Origin of the sequence: Ruegeria sp. Ofav3-42, assembly GCF_022347725.1 — a bacterium.
Lineage (GTDB): Bacteria > Pseudomonadota > Alphaproteobacteria > Rhodobacterales > Rhodobacteraceae > Ruegeria.
Window position 1 is genome coordinate 17,143 of record NZ_JAKRGB010000001.1, and the last position, 20,806, is coordinate 37,948.

General features: G+C 59.7%; 20 protein-coding genes. 12 read left to right on the forward strand and 8 right to left on the reverse strand.

Annotation, left to right across the window (positions count from 1 at the left end; all coding sequences use genetic code 11):
• Positions 1 to 31: 31 nt before the first annotated feature.
• From prfA to MHN28_RS00115, 3 genes are all read left to right on the forward strand, one after another.
• A complete protein-coding gene (prfA, locus tag MHN28_RS00105) occupies positions 32 to 1,087 on the forward strand; it encodes a peptide chain release factor 1 (RefSeq protein ID WP_239334733.1) in 1,056 nt (351 codons plus the stop codon).
• On the forward strand, positions 1,084 to 1,929 hold the full coding sequence (gene prmC, locus MHN28_RS00110; RefSeq protein ID WP_239334735.1) for a peptide chain release factor N(5)-glutamine methyltransferase: 846 nt from the start codon (positions 1,084 to 1,086) through the stop codon (positions 1,927 to 1,929). The genes prfA and prmC overlap by 4 nt, the downstream gene beginning before the upstream one ends.
• Positions 1,930 to 2,168: 239 nt before the next feature.
• Positions 2,169 to 2,759: a DUF4167 domain-containing protein gene (locus tag MHN28_RS00115; protein WP_239334737.1), complete on the forward strand. Its 591-nt coding sequence runs from the start codon at positions 2,169 to 2,171 to the stop codon at positions 2,757 to 2,759.
• A 93-nt stretch (positions 2,760 to 2,852) separates the two neighbouring features.
• Here MHN28_RS00115 and rsmA read toward each other — a convergent pair whose 3' ends face one another.
• The 5 genes from rsmA to lptG form a co-directional block, all read right to left on the reverse strand.
• Complete coding sequence (gene rsmA / locus MHN28_RS00120) at positions 2,853 to 3,695, reverse strand: 16S rRNA (adenine(1518)-N(6)/adenine(1519)-N(6))-dimethyltransferase RsmA (protein WP_239334739.1); 843 nt, start codon at positions 3,693 to 3,695, stop codon at positions 2,853 to 2,855.
• 84 nt (positions 3,696 to 3,779) lie between these two features.
• Positions 3,780 to 4,745: a 4-hydroxythreonine-4-phosphate dehydrogenase PdxA gene (gene pdxA / locus MHN28_RS00125; RefSeq protein WP_239334741.1), complete on the reverse strand. Its 966-nt coding sequence runs from the start codon at positions 4,743 to 4,745 to the stop codon at positions 3,780 to 3,782.
• A complete protein-coding gene (locus tag MHN28_RS00130) occupies positions 4,742 to 5,995 on the reverse strand; it encodes a peptidylprolyl isomerase (protein WP_239334743.1) in 1,254 nt (417 codons plus the stop codon). Before MHN28_RS00130 ends, pdxA begins: the two co-directional genes overlap by 4 nt.
• Positions 5,986 to 8,148, reverse strand: coding sequence for an LPS-assembly protein LptD (locus MHN28_RS00135; RefSeq protein WP_239334754.1), 2,163 nt, complete (start codon positions 8,146 to 8,148; stop codon positions 5,986 to 5,988). The genes MHN28_RS00130 and MHN28_RS00135 overlap by 10 nt, the downstream gene beginning before the upstream one ends.
• Complete coding sequence (gene lptG / locus MHN28_RS00140) at positions 8,148 to 9,248, reverse strand: LPS export ABC transporter permease LptG (RefSeq protein ID WP_239334756.1); 1,101 nt, start codon at positions 9,246 to 9,248, stop codon at positions 8,148 to 8,150. The genes MHN28_RS00135 and lptG overlap by 1 nt, the downstream gene beginning before the upstream one ends.
• A 240-nt stretch (positions 9,249 to 9,488) precedes the next feature.
• Between lptG and MHN28_RS00145 the strand changes: the two genes are divergently transcribed.
• From MHN28_RS00145 to MHN28_RS00160, 4 genes are all read left to right on the forward strand, one after another.
• Positions 9,489 to 10,955: a leucyl aminopeptidase gene (locus MHN28_RS00145; RefSeq protein ID WP_239334758.1), complete on the forward strand. Its 1,467-nt coding sequence runs from the start codon at positions 9,489 to 9,491 to the stop codon at positions 10,953 to 10,955.
• A gap of 4 nt (positions 10,956 to 10,959) precedes the next feature.
• Positions 10,960 to 11,418: a DNA polymerase III subunit chi gene (locus MHN28_RS00150; RefSeq protein ID WP_239334760.1), complete on the forward strand. Its 459-nt coding sequence runs from the start codon at positions 10,960 to 10,962 to the stop codon at positions 11,416 to 11,418.
• A 97-nt stretch (positions 11,419 to 11,515) separates the two neighbouring features.
• Positions 11,516 to 12,928, forward strand: a complete 1,413-nt coding sequence (gene mgtE / locus MHN28_RS00155) for a magnesium transporter (RefSeq protein WP_239334762.1) — start codon at positions 11,516 to 11,518, stop codon at positions 12,926 to 12,928.
• Positions 12,929 to 12,998: 70 nt separating this feature from the next.
• On the forward strand, positions 12,999 to 14,045 hold the full coding sequence (locus MHN28_RS00160) for an aldo/keto reductase (RefSeq protein ID WP_239334764.1): 1,047 nt from the start codon (positions 12,999 to 13,001) through the stop codon (positions 14,043 to 14,045).
• Positions 14,046 to 14,114: 69 nt separating this feature from the next.
• Here the strand turns inward: MHN28_RS00160 and MHN28_RS00165 are convergent, their stop codons facing one another.
• Positions 14,115 to 15,101 (reverse strand): GlxA family transcriptional regulator, encoded by a 987-nt coding sequence (locus tag MHN28_RS00165; protein WP_239334766.1) that lies wholly within the window; start codon positions 15,099 to 15,101, stop codon positions 14,115 to 14,117.
• Positions 15,102 to 15,234: 133 nt separating this feature from the next.
• On the opposite strand from MHN28_RS00165, the gene MHN28_RS00170 reads away from it, so the two are divergent.
• The 3 genes from MHN28_RS00170 to MHN28_RS00180 all read left to right on the forward strand — a co-directional run bounded on the left by MHN28_RS00170 (position 15,235) and on the right by MHN28_RS00180 (position 18,460).
• Entirely contained in the window at positions 15,235 to 16,152 is a 918-nt protein-coding gene (locus tag MHN28_RS00170; protein ID WP_239334768.1) for a 3-keto-5-aminohexanoate cleavage protein, read from the forward strand.
• A gap of 86 nt (positions 16,153 to 16,238) precedes the next feature.
• Positions 16,239 to 17,702, forward strand: coding sequence for a carnitine 3-dehydrogenase (locus tag MHN28_RS00175; protein WP_239334770.1), 1,464 nt, complete (start codon positions 16,239 to 16,241; stop codon positions 17,700 to 17,702).
• A complete protein-coding gene (locus MHN28_RS00180; RefSeq protein WP_239334772.1) occupies positions 17,699 to 18,460 on the forward strand; it encodes an SDR family oxidoreductase in 762 nt (253 codons plus the stop codon). Before MHN28_RS00175 ends, MHN28_RS00180 begins: the two co-directional genes overlap by 4 nt.
• Before the next feature lie 6 nt (positions 18,461 to 18,466).
• On the opposite strand, the gene MHN28_RS00185 is transcribed toward MHN28_RS00180, so the two are convergent.
• On the reverse strand, positions 18,467 to 18,649 hold the full coding sequence (locus MHN28_RS00185) for a hypothetical protein (RefSeq protein WP_239334774.1): 183 nt from the start codon (positions 18,647 to 18,649) through the stop codon (positions 18,467 to 18,469).
• A gap of 93 nt (positions 18,650 to 18,742) precedes the next feature.
• On the reverse strand, positions 18,743 to 19,606 hold the full coding sequence (locus MHN28_RS00190; RefSeq protein ID WP_239334776.1) for a helix-turn-helix domain-containing protein: 864 nt from the start codon (positions 19,604 to 19,606) through the stop codon (positions 18,743 to 18,745).
• A gap of 107 nt (positions 19,607 to 19,713) precedes the next feature.
• On the opposite strand from MHN28_RS00190, the gene MHN28_RS00195 reads away from it, so the two are divergent.
• Together MHN28_RS00195 and MHN28_RS00200 are read left to right on the forward strand one after the other, a co-directional pair.
• Complete coding sequence (locus tag MHN28_RS00195) at positions 19,714 to 19,917, forward strand: DUF2061 domain-containing protein (protein ID WP_239334778.1); 204 nt, start codon at positions 19,714 to 19,716, stop codon at positions 19,915 to 19,917.
• Positions 19,910 to 20,794, forward strand: a complete 885-nt coding sequence (locus MHN28_RS00200; protein ID WP_239334780.1) for a fatty acid desaturase — start codon at positions 19,910 to 19,912, stop codon at positions 20,792 to 20,794. Before MHN28_RS00195 ends, MHN28_RS00200 begins: the two co-directional genes overlap by 8 nt.
• The last annotated feature ends 12 nt before the right edge of the window (positions 20,795 to 20,806 follow it).

Sequence of the window (20,806 nt, forward strand, 5' to 3'; positions counted from 1 at the left end):
CCAAAGCCCCGGATTGATAGACACCGCCCGAATGATCCCCGAAGAACGACTTGAACAGATAACCCAGCGATTCCAGTACCTCGAAGCGGCCATGGCGGATGGTGCCTCGGGCGGGGACATTGCGGCTTTGGCAAAGGAGTACTCTGATCTCAAGCCCGTCGTAGATCAGATCTTGGCGTGGCGCCAGTTGGTGGCCGATCTGGCCGAGGCCGAAGCGATGCTGGCCGACCCGGACATGAAGGAACTGGCCGAAGAGGAAATTCCTAGTCTGCAGGCGCGCATCCCCGAGGCGGAGCATGCGTTGCAGCTGGCATTGCTGCCCAAGGACGCAGCGGATGCACGGCCCGCGATGTTGGAAATCCGCCCCGGAACCGGCGGCGATGAGGCGGCGCTGTTCGCTGGTGACCTGCTGCGCATGTATCAGCGCTATGCCGAGGCGCATGGGTGGCAATTCGAGATTATCGAGGAACAGGCCTCGGATCTGGGCGGCATCAAAGAAGTCGTGGCCCATATCAAGGGTGAGAACGTTTTTGCCCGCATGAAATACGAATCCGGCGTGCATCGGGTACAACGCGTACCCGAAACTGAAAGCGGCGGGCGGATTCATACCTCGGCGGCCACAGTCGCGGTACTGCCCGAGGCCGAGGATGTCGACATCCAGATCGACGCGAATGACATCCGCATCGACACGATGCGCAGCTCTGGTGCGGGTGGGCAGCACGTGAACACGACCGACTCGGCGGTGCGGATCACCCACCTGCCGACAGGGATAGTTGTGACCAGCTCCGAGAAATCGCAACACCGCAACCGTGAGATTGCGATGCAGGTGCTGAAGACACGGCTATATGATCTGGAACGTCAGCGGATCGATAGTGAACGTTCCGCCGATCGGGCCAGTCAGGTCGGTTCCGGAGATCGCTCCGAACGGATCAGGACCTACAATTTTCCGCAAGGCCGTATGACGGATCATCGCATCAACCTGACGCTGTACAAACTGGATCAGGTGATGCACGGCGATCTGGACGAAGTGATCGACGCGCTGACCGCCGACGGGCAGGCGCGACTATTGGCCGAGATGGCGCAATGAACGGGGCGTTGACGGCCGCGCAAGCGATGGTGGCTGCCACCGCGCGCTTGCGCGCTGCTGGCGTGGCTGATCCAGCGCGGGATGCGCGGGTCCTATTGGCGCATGCAGCGCGGATTGAGGCCAGCCGTGTTACTCTGATTGCGCCTGAAGAACTGTCGCCCGAAATCGCTGAACGCTATGATCAGCTGATATCACTTCGTGCCGTCCGTGTGCCGGTGTCGCATCTGCTGGGCGAACGCGAATTCTACGGTCGTCGGTTCCGCGTCAGCCGCGACGTGCTGGACCCGCGCCCCGAGACCGAAGCGTTGATCGAAGCCGCGCTGAGCGAACCGTTCGATCATGTTCTGGATCTGGGGGTCGGGTCGGGCTGTATCCTGATCACGCTGCTCGCCGAACGGTCAAGTGCCTCAGGCGTAGGTGCCGATCTGAGCGAGTCTGCCTGCCTGCAGGCCAGTGCAAATGCCGTGCAGCATCAGGTGCAGGGCCGCGTCGAGATTCTGCAATCCGATTGGTTTCAGAACATCGATGGCCAGTATGACCTTATCGTTTCAAACCCGCCCTATGTTTCCTTGTCTGAAATGGACGATTTGTCGCCGGAGGTACGCGAGCATGAACCGCGCATGGCGTTGACGGATGAGGGCGATGGATTGGGCGCCTATCGGCATATCGCTGCCGGTGCACCGGATTTTCTGATGCCTAGCGGGCGTCTGCTGGTTGAAATCGGGCCAACTCAGGGGCGCAGCGTTGCGGCCCTGTTCGAGTCGGCTGGGCTGACGGCGACGCAGATCATCCCCGATCTGGATGGTCGTGATCGTGTCGTTTTTGCCAGAATGCCGCAGTAAACAGGCATACTGAGGCCGAAAAGCGCCGATTGATGTAAAAATCCTGCGAATTTTTGGACAAACCCCTTGTCTGCACGCGCAGGACGTGTTTACTCAGGTTTAGTCAGAGAGGTTGACGCTGGTTCAGCGGGCCCCTGACGCCAAGCCCAAAAAAGTCGACATCGCGTCACAGCTAAAGCGTTTGAGCAGTGCAGGATGCGGGTTGATCGACAGTGACTGACAAGGCTGACGTAAAGTAAATGAGATCTTCCAAATCCCGCTCGCGGGCCAAGAACAACCGCAATCGTCCCTCTGGGGGTAATGTCGTAAACCGGGTTTTTGACAGCTCGGGACCCGAGGGCAAAGTGCGCGGCACGCCCCAGCAGATCATCGACAAATACAATCAGTTGGCGCGCGATGCCCAGCTGTCCAACGACCGTGTGGCCGCCGAGAACTTTCAGCAGCACGCAGAACATTATCTGCGGTTGCTGAGCGAGGCGCAGCGCGAAATGGAAGCGCGCCGCGAAGAGCAGGAGCGCCAGAACCGCGAGCGCCAGGCCGAACGTGACCGTGAACGCGCCGAGCGCCAGGAACGCGAAGCCGCCGCCCGTCAGGCGGACCCGGCCGAAGCGCCGCAGCCTGACGTGATGGACTTCTCGCCCGAGGCAACCGCTCCGGATTCCAGTTTGGTTGAGACGCCGGAAAGTAAAGATGCCGCTCCGGCTGCGGAAGCTCCGGCGAAAAAGGAAAAGCCGGCCCGCCGCCCGCGCACCCGCAAACCCAAAGCTGCGCCCGAAACTGCCGAGGAAGCACCGACAAGCAACGGTGACGCGCCAGAGGCGGCTGAGTAATCAGGACCGTATGGTAGAATGAAAAAACTCCGGTCAATTGACCGGAGTTTTTTTGCGCGCGTGTTATTGGGCTAGTTCGACAGTTGATTAAATTCAGGCTGAAGAAACATTTCTGGCCAAAGCGCAGAAGGCCTCAAGCGGTACCTGTTCAGCGCGTTCCGTGGGTTGGATACCGGCAGCCAGCAGACGGTCTTCGATGTCTGGCGCCACGCCCTTCAGAGAAGCGCGCAACATTTTGCGGCGTTGATTGAAAGCTGCTGCGACGACACGCGACAGGGTCGCGGCATCGGCCGGGTAGCGTGGCTCGGGCAGGGCCGTCAGATGGACCACTGCGCTGGACACTTTGGGCGGCGGGGTGAACGCTCCGGGGGGCAGGGACATCGCAATGCGCGCCTCGGCCCGCCATTGGGCGAGGATCGCGAGGCGACCATAGGCCTTGCTGCCAGGTTGGGCGACGATGCGCTCAGCCACTTCGCGTTGAAACATCAGGGTCAGGCTTTGCCAGAACGGCGGCCATTCCCGAGGTGTCAGCCACCGAACCAAGAGTTCGGTACCGACGTTATAGGGCAGATTGGCCGCAATCCGGATCGGTGGTGTCAGATGCGCCAATGGGTCGATTTCCAGCGCGTCGCCGTTGATGACCTCAAGCCGCCCTGGGTAGGCGGCGGCGATATCATTCAGCGCGGCAATGCAGCGCGTGTCCTTTTCGACCGCCACAACTTTGCGTGCGCCTTCGGACAACAGGCCTCGGGTCAGACCTCCGGGGCCGGGGCCGATTTCCAGCACGTCGCATTCGGTCAGGTCGCCCGCTTGCCGTGCGATCTTGGCTGTCAGGTTCAGGTCCAGCAGAAAGTTCTGCCCCAGCGATTTGCGTGCTGAAAGCTGATGCGTCGCGATGACGTCGCGCAGAGGGGGAAGGGAGTCGATTGCACTCATAATCCGATTACCGTGGCGCGTGTTGGTGGGGCAACGCCAGAGATTTTTTGTCTGCGGCGGGGATAATTTCAACCAGGTGAAGGATCAAGTGCTTTGCGCCATACGTTGGGCCAGTTTCAATGCTTCGATCAGGCTGGTGGGGTTGGCTACGCCTTGTCCGGCTATATCAAGCGCGGTCCCGTGGTCGGGTGAGGTGCGGATAAAGGGCAGACCCAGCGTCACATTTACCCCTCGATCAAAATCCAGCGTTTTGATCGGGATCAGGGCCTGATCGTGATACATGGCAACCGCCGCGTCGTACCGCGCGCGGGCTGCAGCGTGGAACATCGTGTCTGCCGGATGTGGTCCAGTCACCGAATAGGTGTCGGATGGCAAGTCGGCGATCAGTGGGGCGATCCAGTCGAGTTCTTCATGGCCCATCTTGCCGCCTTCGCCCGCATGCGGGTTCAGGCCAGCGATGGCGATGCGGGGATGAGCGATGCCAAACTGTTTCTTTAGGCCCTCGGCCGTGATGGAGATGGTTTCCTTCAGCAGTTCCGGCGTCAGCGCAGACGGAACGCGCGACAGCGGAATGTGGATCGTGGCAGGTACGACGCGCAGTTGATCGCTGGCCAGCATCATCACCACACGCTTGCGCCCGGCCAAAGCCGCCAGAAACTCGGTGTGGCCGGGATAGGCGAAGCCAGCCCCGTCGATCAGCGCCTTTTTGTTGATCGGAGCGGTGCAGAGCGCTGAGGCGGTACCGGATTGAACCAGCGAGACGCCGGCTTCGATCGAGTCGATCACGCTGGGCGCATTTGCAGGATCAGGTCGGCCATGCACGTTCGGAGCCGGGAAATCCAATTGCAGAACGGGCAGGGCGGTGGCGCTGACATCACGGGCTTGCGCCGGGTCTGTGATCTGCTGCGCAGGCGTACCAGAGGGCAGGTGTGCCGCGTCACCAATATAGAAAAACGGGCAGGTCGCCCGCAGTTCAGACCAGGCTTTGGCTGCGATCTCGGGGCCAACGCCTGCAGGATCACCGCAACTGAGCGCGATGGGCCGGATCATTGCTCGATAATCGTCGCGTCTGCGCGCATCTGCTCCAGAAGGCTGTCCGCGAAGGCTTGCAGACGCTGTTGTGTCAGAGCGTTGGCAACGTCCACGCGCGACGTTTCTTCGCCACGGTCAAGCGTGCGGGTGCACAGCATCAGAAACTTCAGGGTCTGGCCGTTGTTCCCAGTCAGCGTGGTCGACACTTCGTTGAGGTCCAGCTTGGACAGCTCCAATGCCACGTCGCGTGGAATCTCTGATGGGCTGGCCTCGATTCGCTGCAGAACCTCAGGTTGCTGACCCTTGGCAATGCCGTAGAGGTCGTCGCAGGTATCAACCTGTTCGCGCAATTCAGCGGCACGGGCCAGAGTTTCGGCGCTGCGTCCACCGGCCATGTTGTAGATCGCGTAGTCGATTTTCGAGTAGCGCGGCGTGCTTGTGCTTGTTTCGCGCAAGCCGCGCAGCTGGAACAGGGCAATTGCGTTGGGCAACGACAACGGTTGGGTGATGTCGCCTTTGTTCAGGCCCAAAATCACGGGCTGCAGGGCAGGGGGCAAGTCCGTCAGGTTCAGCCATTCCAACCTGCCGCCGTCATTTCGGGTGCCAGCCGCCGAATACTGCGCGGCGGCGGACGAGAATGAATCGAAGCCTTGCAGCTGCGCGATTTCCTCGGCCAGCAATTCAGCCTGAGCGACGGTTTGTGGCGTCACCGGGATGATGATTTCCGACATCAGCACCTGCAGGCCACCGCTGCCCGCCTGTCCCATCGCGCGATTGATTTCGTCCTCGGTGGGTCTGGACTGAGACAAAAAGCGCGAACTGACAAAATCGCGCCATGACAGCTGATCGGCGACAAAATCCCGCACGGTCTCGCGAGACACCCCGGAATCGGCCAAAAGTTGCAGAAACTCGTCTGTCGATAGACGACCGCGGGCTGCAAACTCATCAATCCCGACCTGAACATCCTCGGGCGAAGCCTCAATGCCCGCTTCGCGCATGGCTTGCTTTCGCAGCCGCTGATCGATCAACGCCTCGCGCACTTCTTCCTCGGTAGAACCGGGCGCACCCAGAGCGGTCAGAAACTGCTGTCGCTGCTCCAACTCGTACCAGGTGACGATGTCCTGATTGACTTTGATCGCAGGCGAAAACAGGCTTTGGGCCTGGGCCTGCGTGGCAGCAATAGTCAGCAAGGCGGCGCTCAGCGCCGGTGCAACCGGTTTTAGCCAACCGGAACGGATGAAACGGGAGAAACCTGAAATCAACTGCATCTTCTCTTGTACTGTTGGCCGCCACCCTCGATGGAGTAACCTGTCAGGGCAACGGTAAACCCGAATTCTGTCGAAGGCTCAATACTTGATGATGAGGTAAATCGCCTGCTGACGGTCATGTTAACCCGCACACACTCGTTCTGGTACGTGATACCCAGCCCATAGCGGATAGGTTCGGATTCGCTGAGGTCATATCTTGCTCCGGCCACAGTCAGCCAGTTCTGGTCCACACGGTAGCGCCCACTTACCCGAACTTCGGATATTTCATCGTCCACGTTTTCCGCCGGATCGGGTTCTTGCCAGGCGTAACTGCCGGAAATACCGACATTTTCCTTGTTCCAGCCCGCGCGCACTTCCGCCTTGGCAAAGCTGAAATCCCCGTTCAACAGACCGCGACCAGCCAGCGACCAACCATTGGCTGTCTGAAGTTGACCGGCCAGCAGAATATCCGAGGCTGTGCCCTGCAGGCCTGACGTAAGGTTAAAGTTGGGATCCGCGGTTTGGCGGAACACCTGACCCACGGTTGCCAGCGCGCGCCAGCCGTTTGCGGCGTAACGCGCCCAGTTCAGGCCAAACACGGCTGTGGCTCCGTCTTCCCGTCGGTCCGGGGCCGGAAAGCGCGACAGGGACAGCAGGTTGCCCTGGTCGAATTCCTGAAAGGTGCTTTCGTCGTTTGGAATGTCCTGATCCGTCACATGCGTCCAACCGATTTGCGCAATCGGTTCCAGAATCTGCGTCGCGCCGGACTTTTCACGTTTGGACATCGGATAGCGCAGCGTAAGGGCGGCACGCGGTGTCGCCCGGGTTACGCGATCGGGATAGTTGCTGTCGTTGCGTATATTAAACGTGTCCACGGACGCGCCGACCTGAGCGTCCGCTCGCAGGCCCGAGGCGAAGGTCCAACTGCGCAGCCATTCCGTGTCGAAAGTTGCGCGAGCAACGTCCCGTCCGACGACATCCTGATCACTGGTGCGTTCGTGTGTATGGGCGATGAAACCCAAACGGACCTCGCCGCCAACTGATGTCGGGAAATAGCGTTTTTGATAGTAAAGGTCGAAAATCCGCGAGGGAATCTCTTCTTCATTCTCACTGTCCCGCAGGCTTTTGTAGTGGATGAAGCTGGTGCGGAACGCCGTATCGCGCTTGATTCTTTCCAGTGCGATTTCGCTGCGCAGGCGGTCGAAGTCGGGCAGGCCGTAATCGGCGAGATAGGCGTTATCCGACGTGGTTTTTAGGTCAAAGGTGAAGCGAAAGTCATTGTTAAGGAAGAAATAACCGTTCGCGAATAAATAACCCCGATCCTCGTCTGGTTGTAAATCATCGCGGGTAAAGGCCCCGTTGAGTTCGATCCGCCCCCGTTTGAACGCCTGACGATACCGATAGCCCAGCGTTCTCGTTTTCGGAGAGACATACGGCGTCAGCGTCAGGTCCTTATGGTCGCCCAGCTTGATGAAGTACGGCACCTGAAGGCCAGTTCCCAGCTGCGATGTGGTCCGGACAGACGGAACCAGGAAGCCGGTTGCCCGGTCCAATGTCGGGTCAGGAAGGCGCAGGTAAGGGAAGTAGAAAATCGGAAAGTCCAGAATTCGGAACTGCGCGCCTTCGAAATACAGCTGACGCTCCAACTGATCATGCGTGACCTTTCGGGCGCGAATCTGCCACAGCGGCGCTTTGCCGTTGGCGCAGACGTGGCACGACGTTGCCGAGACCTTGCTGAACTGCGTATATCGGCCACCAGCGCGGGCGGCTTGAACCGAGGCGATCTGAACCTGCTGGTCGAACACCATGCGCGCGCCAATGAGCAGGCCGTTCATGATGCCGTCGTCCAACTCGGCGGAATCCGCCAGCAATGTAGTTTCGCCAGCCTGATCGAGGCGTACCGGACCTTCCAGCGACAGGTTGCCGGTTTCCCGATCGTAGGTGATGCGTTTGGCCGTTACCTTTACGTCGCCCTGAAACGCCTCGACATTCCCCTCGGCCACCAGGTTTCGTTCCGGAGTGATAAAGATCCTGTCGGCCACCAGAAGCGCCGGTTGATCCTCTTGCGCGGTACTTTGCGCGGGATTAGCTGCCGACTGCGTCTGCGCCGCGACGCCAATCGGTATCGCCAGCGCAACAGCGCCCGACAGCAACAAGCTGGCAACAAGCCGCATCAGCCGTCCTCCGCATGCAGCAAAAGACCGAGAGACAGTAGGATGGCTGCAAAGGGCGGAGCCCAGGCCGCGACTAAGATAGGCAATTGACCGTTTTCCCCTAGAATTTGGGCAAAGTTGCGAATGAAGTAGATGGCAAAGCCCAACAGGACGGCCGTCAGAACTGCGATACCTGTGCCGCCAAATCGTACGTGTCGCATGGTGAAGGCTGCGCCGATCAGGACCATCGACATCAGGAAGAGGGGGCGGGCAAGCTGCACCTGAAGCCAAACTTCGTATTGTTTGGTCGAAAACCCGGCCTCGCGCAGGTCGCGGATCAGCTCTGGCAGATCATAGACCGAAACTGAATCCTGTTCTCCCAATCTATCAAGAATGCGCTGCCGAGTGAGCGAGGTTGGAACTTCAAGCTCCGCATGTTCAGCGGCGTGGGTCTCGGGGTTTACCCCATTCTCCAGCGACCAGATTTTGGCATTGCTCAGAACCCATTTCCCGGCCTCCAGATCGGCCTGATCGGCCACGATCTGCTGGGTCGGCGTGCCGTCCGGCGCAAAGGTAATGATCGTCACTTGGTTGAGGGTAAACGTGTCCCCGTTTGAAGTGTCCCGCGCATGGATGACCGACTGGCCATTGGCAGACCCCTGCCTTAACCACAAGCCTTCCGCACTGATCGAAAAGGCCGATCCGCCGTCGTTTTTGTAGGCATCGGCGAGTCGCTTGTATTCTTCCGAGGTCGCCGCTGCGATGGGGTTCAACAGTCCCACCGCCATGGCGCCAATGATGAACGCAATGATCACCGGGGCCAGAAGGGCCCGAATGCCCGACCGCCCGGTGGCGCGGGTCACCACAAGTTCCGAGCTGCGCGCCAGCCCGATGAACAGCGCAATCGTCGACAGGATGATCAGCAGGGGCAACATCTCGCTGATTGCAGCGGGTGTGTTTAACAGGGTCAGTTGCAGCAATTGTCCAAAAGACAGGTTTGCCTCGTCAAAGCGGCGCACCTGTTCGATCAGGTCGATCAGAATCATCAGCGTTAGAAAGATGACGCCAATAACCAGAAAGCTCTGAATGAAACGACGGGCGAAGTAACGGTCAAGGATCACGAAGGAACCCTCACCAAACTGGGGCACAAGGGATTGTGGGCCGGGTACAGGCCAGAATCACCGCTGCACGTTGCAGTGTGCGACGGCCTATGCCTGCTCTGTCTTGCCAAATTCTTCTCCCCCGAGCCTGTCGGATTTTTTCGGGGACTGTAATGCAAATGCCAGCCGGGGAAAACTGCTATCTGGTCAAGCCGGGCGGCGCGGGCTAGGTCTTGGGGAACTTATTTTGAGGAGTTTGCAATGAGCAGTCTTGTACCGATCCGTTTCCAGGCCCCAGACATGGATGCGATGGCGCAGGCCGAAGGCCGTGTGGCGATCATAATTCCGTCTGACGGCAAGATGAGCCCCGCAGCGCGCCGTGCGAACCGGTTGACGCGCGGTGCCGTTGCACGGCTGGTTGAAAGCGAGCGGTTCGAAAAGGTGAAAACCGGTGACGTGATCTCGATGGCGTGGCCCGGCGGCATGGCCGCCGAGGCACTGGACGTTCTGATTCTGCCGCGCCGCCCCGATCCGGCCGAGGCCCGCAAGGCTGGTGCCGCGCTGGCCAAATTGGCGGGCAGCAAGGACTTGCTGGTGATGGCAGGCAATCAGGTCAAAGCCGAAGATCTGGCCATGGGCATCGCGTTGCGCAGCTACGATTTCGATGCGCACAAGACCAAAGAGACGGATGAGGCTGGCACAGTCACAATCAGCCACCAGAAAGCGGATGAAGTCGAAGCCAGCTTTGCGCCGCTCTACGCGGTCGCTGACGGTGTGCGGATGACCCGCGATCTGACCAACGAACCCGCCAATGTCCTGACCACAACTGAATTCGCCGACCGTCTGGCCGAGATGAAAGAGCTGGGCCTTGAGGTCGAGGTTCTGGAAGAAGACAAACTGGCCGAACTGGGCATGCGCACGCTGCTGAGCGTCGGGCAGGGGTCGGTCAGCCCCTCGAAGGTTGTGGTGATGCAGTGGAATGGCGGCGACAAGGATGACGCGCCGCTGGCTCTGGTCGGGAAGGGCGTTGTGTTCGACACCGGTGGTATCTCGTTGAAACCGGCGGGTGGCATGGAAGACATGACCATGGACATGGGCGGCGCGGGCGTCGTCGCAGGCACCATGCGGGCGCTGGCACAGCGCAAGGCCAAGGCCAATGTCGTAGGTCTGGTCGGCTTGGTCGAGAACATGCCGTCGGGCAATGCGACCCGTCCGGGCGATGTGGTCAAATCCATGAAGGGCGACACGGTCGAGATCATCAATACGGATGCCGAGGGCCGCTTGGTTCTGTGCGACGTGATGTGGTACGCGCAGGAGCGGTTCAAGCCGGTGGGCATGGTCGATTTGGCCACGCTGACCGGTGCGGTCATCATCGGTCTGGGCCATGAGAATGCAGGTGTGTTCTCGAACAATGACACGTTCTGCAACGCCTTCCTGAAGGCGGCGGGTGCCGAGGATGAAGGCGCATGGAGGCTGCCACTGGGCGAAGGCTACGACAAGCAGCTCAAATCGCGGATTGCCGACATGAAGAACGTCGGCGGGCGTCCGGCGGGCTCGATTACTGCCGCGCAGTTCCTGCAGCGTTTTGTCAAAGAGGAAACGCCGTGGATTCACCTGGACATCGCAGGTGTGGCTTCGGTCTCGTCCGAGACATCCTACGCCCCCAAGGGCGCAACCGGTTGGGGCGTCCGCGCGCTCAGTCGCTTTGTTCAGGACAACTTCGAGTAAGCTGATGGGCGCTGTCTATTTCTACCACCTGACCCGCCAACCGCTTGAGCACACCTTGCCGGTGCTGCTGGACAAGGCACGGCAGGCCGGGTGGAAGATTGCCGTGCGGGGGACCGACCCCGCGCGGATGGATTGGCTGGACGAAAAACTGTGGCTGGGGCCCGAAGAGGGGTTCCTGCCACATGGCCGGGCAGGTGGGCCGCACGACGCAGCGCAGCCGATTCTGCTGACGACCGAAGCGCAGGCTGCCAACGATCCGACCTGCGTTATGGCAGTGGATGGCGCGCCGGTTGACCCCGGTGAGGTCGAAAAACTCGACCGCGTATGCGTCCTTTTTGACGGCAACGATGGCGAGGCCGTCCAACATGCACGTGTCCAATGGAAGGCGCTGACCGGCGCGGGATGTTCGGCCCAATACTGGTCCGAAGAATCCGGTCGCTGGGAAAAGAAGGCTGAGTCCTGAGAGCCTTACCTCGGGCAGATTGTTCTCGATTAGCCGCATTTCACACTAAGGTCACGTGATGCCAGTAGGGGATCAACTGACCGAAATGAGGTGACCAATGGATCAGGTACGCCCCAGCGAGATGAACTGGGACAGTTCAAAGACGCCCGAGGCAAAGCGGAACAACGCGGCCGTTGTGCAATCCCTTGAAGCCCTGATCGCGTTGGACAAGCGCCTTGCCGTTCTGTCCGCTCTCAAAGGGTGGCAATCGGCAGACATTTTGAAATGCCTGCTCAAGATGCGCCCCAAACGCGCGCGGCGCCTGTTCGAATGGTTGCCGGATGACGTCGGCCTGCCGGTTCTGGTCGAACTGGACCCGGAACTTCGGTCGGTCCTTTATGAGGCCGCGACGCGAAAAAAATTCCGCAAGATCGTTTCCAAAATCTCGCGAGACGACGCCATCGAACTGCTGGAAGCGTTGCCGCCCGAAACCCACGAGGATCTGATCGCGGACCGGAAGGATGCGGACAAGCTGCACAAGGCGCTGGCGGTGCACGATGACAGCGCGGCCGCGCATATGCGGCATGGCGTACTGACCATTCCGGTGATTTGGACGATCGGTGACGTGGTCTCGCACCTGCGGGACGTCGCGGATGACATCGATAGGCTGGACATGATGTTCGTCGTTGAATCCGATATGCGCCTTGTCGGATATCTGCGTATGCGGGACCTGTTGTTGAACCCCGAGAGTACGCGGATTGAGGACATCGTCAGGCGCGATCCGGTCACGGTGGACGGAGCCACCGATCAGGAAGAGGTGCTGCGTCTAGCGGATGCGCGCGATGCTTCGGTCATTGCTGTAGTGGATGCTGACGGGCGATTTCTGGGCGGAATCGCGCCGCCGGAACTGTCGGAAATTGCGAGGGAGGAGGTCGGGGAAGACATGCTCAAGATGGGCGGTGTCTCTCCGGACGCAACCCAATTTGATACACCCTTGCAAATCCTGAGGCGCCGGTTGCCATGGTTGCTTGGCGGATTGATTGGCAGCTCTATCGCGGCTGTCGCCATCGTTTCCTACGAAGACGCCCTGGCTGAATCCGCGATCCTCGCCAGCTTTATCCCGGTGGTTCTGGCCACAGCCGGGAACGCCGGAATTCAGGCTTCAACCGTATCTGTGCAGGTACTCACCTCGGGCGTCGAATGGCGCGGGGACCTTGCATCGCGCTTCGTGCGTGAGCTTTACGGCGCCCTGCTGAATGGCCTGATTGTCGGTTCTGTTGTGGGCATTCTGGTTCTGCTGGGTAGCCTGTTCATTCCCATAGACCGGCCCGGCCTGCTGGTAGTGACTTCGATAGTCGCCCTGGCGATTGTCACCATCATAGCCGCCTCGGTTGGGGCGATGGTACCGTTTCTATTGCGCGCGCTCAAACAGGACCCGGCTGCGGCGACAGGGATATTCATAACGACCTCGAATGATGTCTTTGGCGTGCTGACCTTTTTTGCAGTGGCCAGCCTGATTTACCTGAATTGATGTCCGGCGCCCTTGCTCTGGCGGTCTTCTGCTTTAGGGTGCGCGTCGTTGCGAGCAGAAGGATTTTGAGATGAAAAAGAACCCATTGGGACGCACCGGGATTGAGGTGACGGATCTGTGCCTTGGAACGATGACTTTCGGCACGCAAACCTCTGAGGCTGACGCACACACGCAGATTGATATGGCACTGGACGCCGGGATCAATTTCCTCGACGCGGCCGAGATGTACCCGGTGAACCCGGTTTCCAAAGAAACCGTCGGAAGAACCGAAGAAATAATCGGCAACTGGAACGCGGCCAATTCCGCGCGGCGGGGTGAGTACATTTTGGCCACAAAGCACTCCGGAGCCGGTTTCATGCATGCGCGGGACGGGGCACCCATTACGGCGCAGACGATCCCTGAGGCCATCGAGGGCTCGCTACGCCGGCTGCAGACCGATTGCATCGATTTGTACCAGTTTCACTGGCCCAATCGCGGCAGCTACATGTTCCGGCAGAACTGGGATTATGCGCCGTCCGGTCACAACACCAGCGAAGTGCTGGCGAACATGCAGGAATGCCTCACGGCTCTGCAGCGGCAGGTCGACAAGGGCAACATCCGCGCGTTCGGCCTGTCGAACGAAAGCGCCTGGGGAACGGCGCAATGGCTGCGTCTGGCCGAACAGATGGGTACGCCGCGCGTCGCCTCGGTGCAGAACGAATATTCGCTGCTGTGCCGCCACTTCGACTTGGATATGGCCGAGCTGAGCGTACACGAGGATGTGGGCCTGATGGCGTTCTCGCCATTGGCAGCTGGATTCCTGACCGGCAAATACCAGAATGATGTCGTGCCCGACAGGTCGCGTATGTCTCTGGTTCCGACAATGGGCGGTCGCAAGTACGTCCGCGTGTTCGACGCGGTCGATGCCTATTTGGAGATTGCCAATCGGCACGGTATGGACCCGGTTCATATGGCGCTGGCTTGGTGCCGGACGCGGCCGTTCATGATGTCGGCTATTTTCGGAGCGACCACTGTGGCGCAGCTTGAGCATATTCTGGCGGGTAAGGACCTGCAATTGGCGGATGAGGTGCTGAAAGAGATCAGTGCCGCGCACCGAGCACACCCTATGCCGTTTTAGGGGGCTCCGCCCCCGCCGCGCGTTGCGCGGCTCCCCCGAGGTATTTGGGGCCAGATGAAGGGGATCCCGTCAGTGATGCGTCGGCTGGGCGCGGTCCTGACGCAGGTCGCGGGCCGAAAGGCCATGGGCTGTCCGGAAGGCGCGGGCGAAGCTAGACTGTGAGCCAAATCCGGTGGCGAGGGCCACATCCATCAGCGGCATGTCGGTATCGGTGACGAGGCGGCGCGCTTCGGCCAGACGCAGTTGCAGGTAATGATCCTGCGGCGTTGTGTTCAGGCGCAGGCGGAACTGCTGTTGCAATGTGCGCGGGCTGGTGCCCAGGGTGTGGGCGATATCCGCCAGCGGCAGAGGGTCGTCGAGGGATGATTCCATCAGTGTGTTCGCTTTGGCCGTCAAAGCCGTGTGGCGATGTGGGGCACCTGTGCGGCTTTGCGGTTTCGATGGGCTCGGTGCGCCATCATATAGGAACAGACCCGATACACGGGCCGCAAAACCTGCGCCGTGGCGCGCGGCGATGATATGCAGCAGCATCTCGACCGCCGGAATCGCGCCGCCAGAGGTCAGGCGGTTACCTGAGACTGTGAAGCGGTCGGGGCGGACGTCCACCTCGGGGAAGCGGTTCGCAAAATTGTCCAGATCTTCCCAATGGGTGGTGGCGGCATGACCGTCCAGCAGCCCGGCTTCGGCCAGTAACCATGGCCCTCCGTCAATACCGGCCATGGTGGCTCCGGTGCTTGCGATGCGGCGCAGTCCCGCCAATAGGCTAGGGGTGGCGTGGCGCGCCAGTTGAAACCCTGCGATGACGATCATCAGGTCGCAACCCTGCAGCCGCGCCAGTGGAATGCCCGGAACGTTCAGGGCGCTGGTCAGCATCGCTGGCTCCGCTGTTGCGGTCACATAGTCCCAGTCAAAAGCAGGACGATCCGCTAACCGATTGGCGGCGCGCATCGGATCGACGGCCGACGCAAAGCTGAGTGTGTTGCATTCGTCCAGAACCAGCACGGCCGTTTTCAGGGCGCGATGTTCGGGCTGGAGTATGTTTTTTGCGGATTTCATCAAGTTCGATTCGCATTCTGGCAAGTTGTTTGCACAAGGCTGCGCCAGAGTCGGGCATGAAAGCAAATCGGAATCCGGGGAGAAGCCTGAGGATAACTTGGGTCAAAACCGGGTATAAGTTGGGGAAAACACCATGCCATTGGAAATGAACCGTGAAGTCTTCATCACCTGTGCCGTTACCGGCTCGGGCGGAACGCAGGATCGCAGCCCGCATGTGCCGCGTTCGCCGAAGCAGATTGCCGAAAGCGCGATCGCCGCAGCCAAGGCCGGCGCGGCCATTGTTCACTGTCATGTGCGTGACCCGGAAACCGGTGCGCCCAGTCGTCGTCTGGACCTGTATCGCGAGGTAACCGAGCGCATTCGCGAGGCCGAGGTGGACGTAGTTCTGAACCTGACTGCCGGGATGGGCGGAGACATGATCTTTGGCCCCACCGAATCTCCTCTGCCGTTGAACGAAGATGGCACCGACATGATCGGCGCGGCCGCGCGGGTTGAGCATGTGGCCGAGTGTTTGCCCGAAATCTGCACGCTGGACTGCGGCACGATGAACTTTGCCGAGGCCGACTATGTCATGACCAACACGCCGGGCATGCTGCAGGCGATGGGCCGCATGATGACACATCTGGGTGTGAAGCCCGAGATCGAAGCCTTTGACACCGGTCATCTGTGGTACGCCAAGCAGCTGGTGAAGGACGGCGTTCTGGACAGCCCGGCTCTGGTTCAACTGTGCATGGGCGTGCCATGGGGCGCGCCGGATGACCTGAACACCTTCATGGCGATGGTGAACAACGTGCCTGATGACTGGACCTTCAGTGCGTTCGCGCTTGGCCGGAACCAGATGGCTTATGCGTCGGCTTCGGTGCTGGCAGGCGGCAATGTACGCGTCGGTCTCGAGGATAACCTCTGGCTGGACAAAGGTGTTCTGGCTGAGAACTGGCAGTTGGTTGAACGTGCCAACACCATCGTCTCGAACATGGGCGCTCGGGTGATCGGTGCGCAGGAAGTGCGTGAGAAGCTGGGACTAGTGAAACGGGCGCCGGTGGCGAAGTGATCAGCGTGGGTATTTGGGGGCCAGCCCCCAAGCCCCCGGAGTACTTTTGAAAAGATGAAGATTCTTACTTAGACAGGCGGGATGGCATGACAACAGCAGCTATCATCGGTGGTGGTGTAATTGGTGGTGGATGGGCCGCGCGGTTCTTGTTGAACGGCTGGGACGTTCGGGTGCTTGACCCGGACCCGGAAGCGGAACGAAAGATTGGAGAGGTTCTGGACAATGCCCGCCGGTCCCTGCCGGGATTGAGCGATGTGCCGTTACCTCCCGAGGGCACTTTGACCTTCCACGACGATCTGGCCGAGGCCGTTCAGGGGGCCACTTGGATTCAGGAAAGCGTGCCGGAACGACTGGATCTGAAGTTGAGGGTTTACAAAGGCTTGCAGGAGGCTTGTGACGCGGATGCGATCATCGGCTCTTCGACCAGTGGATTCAAACCTTCAGAACTGCAGGAAGGAGCGCTGCGTCCCGAACAGATCGTGGTGACGCATCCGTTCAACCCGGTCTACCTGTTACCGCTGATCGAACTGGTGCCGACCGACAAGAACCCGCCTGAGATGATCGAACGGGCGCAGGACCTGTTGAAATCGGTGGGCTTTTTCCCGCTGCACGTCAAAAAAGAGATCGACGCGCATATTGCTGACCGTTTCCTCGAGGCCGTCTGGCGTGAGGCGCTGTGGCTGGTCAAGGATGGCATCGCAACGACCGAGGAAATCGACGAAGCGATCCGTATGGGCTTTGGTATCCGCTGGGCGCAGATGGGTCTGTTCGAAACCTATCGCGTGGCCGGCGGCGAAGCCGGGATGCGACACTTTATGGCGCAGTTCGGGCCAGCCCTGAAATGGCCCTGGACCAAGCTGATGGATGTTCCGGAATTCACGGGTGAACTGGTCGACATGATCGCCGATCAGTCAGATGCACAGTCCGGTATGCACTCGATCCGCGAGTTGGAGCGTATTCGCGACAATAACCTTGTGGGCATGATGCGCGCGTTGAAGGCGCAAAACTATGGCGCGGGCGCAGTGCTGAACCAACACGATGCCGCGTTGAAACCGGGTGCTTTGCCGACGATGGAGCAGGCCGATCTGAGCCAGCCGATCCTGACGCTGTCACGCGCGGTGCCGTTGGACTGGACGGACTATAACGGCCACATGAACGAAGCCCGGTATCTTGAGGCCTTCGCTGCCGCGACCGACCGTTTCATGGAGGTTATCGGCTGTGACGCGGACTACATCTCATCAGGTGGCAGCTACTTCACCGCCGAAAACCACATTCGGTATATTGACGAAGTTAACGCTGGTGCGAAGATCGAAGTGCGCACGCAGATGCTGTTGGGGCAGGGCAAGAAATTGCACGTGTTCCACAGCATGTATGAAGGCGACAAACTGCTGGCCACTGGCGAAAGCTTCCTGCTGCATGTCAGTTTGGAAACCCGCCGTCCCAGCGCGCCGTCAGCTGAAATCGAGGCCGCGATGGCCCGGATTACCGAAGCGCAGTCAGGATTGCCCTATCCGGAAGGCGCAGGCGCTGCGATCCGGAAACCGGCATGAGCGGGCGCGTTCTAATCACGGCTGGCGCCTCGGGCGTTGGCCGCGCCATGGCTGAGGCATTCGATGCTGCTGGCGCGCAAGTCTGGGTGGCGGATCTCGATCCGAATGCGCTGTCCAAATGCCCCGTCAGTTGGCAGCGGTCTGAGATCAATGTTGCGGATGAGGAGGCCGTGGCCGCCTTGTTCAACGACATAGAGGCCGAATGGGGCGGGTTGAACACCCTGTGCGCAAATGCAGGGATCGCGGGGCCGACGGCCCTAGTCGAGGATGTGGCCTTGGATGACTGGCGCATGTGCCTTGCGGTCAACTTGGAAGGGGCGTTTCTCTGCTCGAAATATGCGGCGCCACTGCTTAAGCGGCAGGGTAACGGCGCAGTCGTAATCACGTCTTCGACCGCTGGCCAATATGGCTATCCCAATCGGGCGCCTTACGCGGCGGCGAAATGGGGGATGATCGGACTGGCCAAGACGCTGGCGATGGAACTGGGTCCGCATGGTGTGCGGTGCAACGCCATCTGCCCCGGCGCGGTCGAAGGCCCGCGGATGGAAGGCGTGTTGCAACGCGAAGCCGACGCCAAGGGTATGACCCGCGACCAGGTTTATGAAGGCTATGCTTCGGGCACCTCAATGGGGCGTTTTGTCGAAGGTCACGATATCGCCAATATGGCCGTGTTTCTTGCGTCTGACGCAGCACGGCTGGTGTCGGGGCAAGTGATTGCCGTCGACGGGCATACAGTTAACCCCGACCCAAAGGTTTAAGCGCTTTCAGCCCTGATTGGGCCCGCGGATCTGGCGGATGGATTGGCGGACTGCCTGCCAATCCCGGGCCTGTTGTATGTTCCCGGCGGCTTCACACTCGCGCATTTTCTGTGCAGCTTCCGCCTCGGCCTGATCGCCGTGGGCCGAATAAAGCGCCCGAGCATATTGAGCGGTTTTTAATGCGTCCATTCCTGTGGTCCTCCGTCTGTAATCGGAATGCCCGAAAGTTCGCGCCAAGTGACGATATCACACCTTGGTGGCGCGCGCATCATGGGATCGCTATCAGGCGGGGATTGCCGCTTGCAATTGTCGAAGGTGCTCGGGAAAGTCCCGCGCCGTCACATCTGCTTCGCGCACCAATGTGTCGAAATGACGGGTAAAAGTTTCGATTCGGTCGCGGTCGCGAAACGCCATATAGTGGCTGCCCGCATAAAACACACACAGCAGAGGCCCGAAAATCGTGACCGGTGCGGAATACAGGCGTTTGGCATCGAAAAGATAGATGCGCAGACGGGGGTAAAGCTGTTCGCATACCTCAAGCAGGTGATCGATTTGGTCCAAACGGATTTTCGGGCATAGACCTTCGTAATAGCCAGTCGCGCGGGCGAAGCTGTCGACCTCAAACAGCGGCATCGCGATTTCATAGTCGGATTGCGCGCTGCGCATCCAAGTCAGGCGATCCGCCGAGGCCCCAATGGCCTGATCGGCCGTTCGGCCCAGATGTGGGGCATATTCCCATTCCAGCACGGCACGGGATTTCAACATGTCTGGCAAAGTCGCCGGAACATACCGGACTTTGTAGCCCGCAGCTTCTTTGTGCCATTCGAAAATACGCTCATCAACCAGCGCGCGCGGGGCCTTGGTCATGCTCAGGGAACTTGCCAGCAACTCGGCTGCGCTTTCAGGTCGGTCAGACAGGCTGAGCAGCCAATCCGCAGAAACCCCCAGCGCCGAGGCACAGCTGCCCACCACATGCGCGTTCGGAAGCCGCGCACCTTCACCGGTCAAAAGCTGTGACACAGTCGAGCGGTCAACGCCAATATTTCTCGCCAATGCGCTTTGGCTGACCTGTCGCTCTTCCATGGCGCGGGCAAGACGTAGTCTGAATTGCGCAGCGCGGTCTCGTTTGTCTATTTTATCCGTCATGTGATGAAAAATATCACAACTGATGAGTTTTGTTAATCATATTCAGAATTTTCAACCCCGGTCCAGATACGTAATTCTTAAAATATAACAACAATATGGGTGACGGAATGGAAACGCGACGAAGATCTGTCGTGAAAGCAGTGGTGTGGAATGCGATGGGCCTGGTCATGATGACTCTGGTTGGGCTAGTTGCTACAGGCTCAGCCACAGTTGGTGGGACACTGGCCGTTGTGAACACGGCAATCGGCTTGACGCTCTATGTAATTTACGAGCGCGTTTGGGCCGGAATCTCCTGGGGTCGCAATGTCTGAGCGGCCGGGACCCGAGTGGGGCACCTTTGCCCTGATTCTGGCCTGCTATGCGGCATGGCTGGCGGTGATCTTTGCGCTGCCGGTCTGGCTGGCCATTCCGGCAATGGGGCTGGTCGCAGCGCTGCACTCATCACTGACGCATGAGGCGCTGCATGGACATCCATTTCGCATACGTTGGGTGAACGAAGCGCTGATGGCACTGCCGCTGACCTTGTTCATTCCGTACAACAGGTTTCGGGACCTGCATCTGGCGCACCATCGGGATTCAACCCTGACTGACCCGTATGACGACCCCGAGTCGAACTATCTTGATCCGAAGGTCTGGAACACTCTGCGCGGTTGGCAGAAATGGCTGCTATCGGCGAACAACACGCTATTCGGGCGAATTGTTCTTGGACCGGCGATTGGGCAATACACGTTCTTCCGGGATGAACTTCGCGGCGCACTGCGTGGGGATCGTGACATTCTACTGGCATGGGCGCTGCATCTCCCAGGGGTGGTCGCAGTTCTGTGGGTTGTCGCTCAGTCCCCGATGCCGATCTGGGCCTTTGTTCTGTCGGCCTATATCGGGTTGGGGCTGGTTAAGATCCGTACCTTCCTTGAGCACCGCGCGCACGAAGAATCAAGAGCACGAACGGTTATTGTCGAAGATCGTGGCCTGCTGGCATTTCTGTTTTTAAACAACAATCTACACGTTGTTCATCACATGAATCCGGGGGCGCCATGGTACCGGCTGCCTGCGCTTTATCGTGCAGGCAAAGACCGCTATCTGGCCAGCAACGAAGCCTATGTCTATCGCTCATACGGTGAGATCTTTCGGTCCTATTTCTGGCGCGCCAAGGACCCGGTTCAGCATCCACTCTGGCCAAAGGGGTGATTTGAAGACACA